The organism is Streptomyces sp. MS191, assembly GCF_008042125.1.
Classification (GTDB): Bacteria; Actinomycetota; Actinomycetes; order Streptomycetales; family Streptomycetaceae; genus Streptomyces.
Genome location: NZ_RDBI01000037.1, coordinates 84877 through 86895, shown reverse-complemented (window position 1 = coordinate 86895; position 2019 = coordinate 84877). Strand labels below are relative to the sequence as shown.

At 72.9% G+C, this 2019-nt stretch carries 1 protein-coding gene and 1 pseudogene; both read right to left on the bottom strand.

Annotated features, from left to right (window positions below):
• Nucleotides 1-78: 78 nt before the first annotated feature.
• Nucleotides 79-966, bottom strand: a complete 888-nt coding sequence (locus EAO71_RS06105) for a FadR/GntR family transcriptional regulator (RefSeq protein WP_147976746.1) — start codon at nucleotides 964-966, stop codon at nucleotides 79-81.
• Between the two features lie 160 nt (nucleotides 967-1126).
• A pseudogene (locus tag EAO71_RS06100) lies at nucleotides 1127-2019 on the bottom strand (ABC transporter ATP-binding protein); the annotation flags it as partial.

Here is a 2019-nt window from a genome sequence, read left to right as displayed (position 1 = left end):
CCCCACGCCCCCGGGTTCCGCGCGGGTCCGGCGACCCTCGATGCGGACGGTTCCGCGCTTCCGGCCATGGCCCGGGGGTCAGTGCTCGCGCGGCGCGGGCACCACGCCCCCGGGGTCCGGGTGGACCGTGAGCAGCTGGCGCATGGCGTTCTCGGCCCCGACGGCGTCCCCGGCGGCCACCGCGTCCACGATGCGGGCGTGATGCGCGATGCAGGACTCGCCCGGACGGTCACAGCCGGTGACGGGGCCGCCGGAGACCTGGAGGGCGGCGCCGACGATGCCGGAGAGGTGCTCCAGCATGCGGTTGCCGGCGAGCTGGATGAGCAGGGAGTGGAACTCGGCGTCGGCCCGGGAGAAGGTGATGCCGTCCCCCTGAGCGAAGGCGTGCCCCATGATCTCGACCATGTCGGACAGCCGCTGCTGGACGTCCTCACGGCCGTGACCGGCGGCGAGCCGGGCGGCCAGCGGCTCGATCGTCCAGCGGAGCTGGTTCAGCTCCCGGCGCTGGTCGTCACGCTGCGGCCCGAAGGCGCGCCACTCGATGATGTCGGGGTCGAGCAGGTTCCAGTCGCTGACCGGCCTGACCCGGGTGCCGACGTTCGGCCGGGCGCTGACCAGGCCCTTGGCCTCCAGCACGCGCAGCGATTCACGGACGACGGTGCGGGAGACCTCGAAGCGCTGCCCGATCTCCTCGGGGACGAGGGGCCGGTCGGCACCGAGGTCGCCGGAGACGATCATCTGCCCCAGCTGCTGGACGAGCTGGCCGTGCAGTCCGCGCCCCCGGCTGCCGGCGGTGCGGCGGCCGACCCGGCCGAGGTCCGTCTCCACCCCCTCCCAGGAGGGCGGCCCCACGCGATCGGCGACGGGCGCCTCCGCGTACGGGTATCGGTCGAGATCGCCCGAGGCGCCGAGGCCGGAGTCGACGGAACGGGCGGCGGTCATCATGGTGTGCGCAAGGGTACTCACGCATCCTTTGTCGGCGTGGCTCTCGTGACCCTTGAGGTCTTTGGTGAAAAGCACACGAAAGGGTGATCGGCACCCCCTACACAATTGACGATTATTCGGACATAAGGGGCAGTTTTTGGGGGAGTTGCCGAAGTGTCGGAACTCTTCGGTCCGGAAGTGATCACCAACGCGCCTTACGGCTCAGGCCGGTGAACAGATAGGCGCACAGAAGTGCCGTCAACGCGAGCGCCAGCGCCACCCCTACGGGTTGCACGACGACCCTGAGTGCCCCCTCGAGCCAGTGGTCGACGGCCGCGGGCCACTCCAGACTCACGAATTCCCTGAGTCTGGCGGGGAGTCCGGCGACGGGGCGAACCGACGGCCCCGTGACCAGTCTGCCCAGCAGCGGTACGAGGACGATGGGCACGGCCAGAACCGCGGCCACTCCGGCGGCTGCCGCGCGGAACACCCCGGCGCCCAGCACTCCGGCCCAGGCGCAACCGATCAGCAGGCCCAGCCAACTCGCGCACAGGGTCGCCCAGTTGTCCGGCAGGGGGATCAAGTCGCCGCCGTAGACGAGGCGGAGGGCCTCCAGGTCGGCCACCACCACGACGACGGCGAGTACGACGGCGACGCCGGCCGCGACCGTGAGTTTGGCGAGCAGCAGGCCGAGGCGGCGCGGGACCGTGCCGCGGCCGGTGGTGAGGGCGGGGTAGCGGTACTCGTCCCCGAAGGAGAAGGCGCCGAGCAGGCCGGCCCCGAGGGCGGCGGGCGGCAGGGGCGAGAGGGCCGGCCACCCCGCGAGGGCCGTGGGCAGGGGCGTGCGGCCGCCGCGGGCGAGCAGCACCGCGATCAGGACGGAGACGCATACGGTCGCGGCGAGGACCAGCCAGGTGGGCGGAACCCCGAGCAGGCGACGGACCTCGTACCGGAGGGGCCGCAGCGGCGCCCGCGCCGGCCGTCGCCTCGCCGGGGCGACGGAGGTCCCCGCGGCACGGGTCTCCGGGGCAGGACCTTCGGGGGCGGGGTCTTCGGGAGCGGCGGCTTCGGGAGAGTCGTCTTCGAAGGTGGACC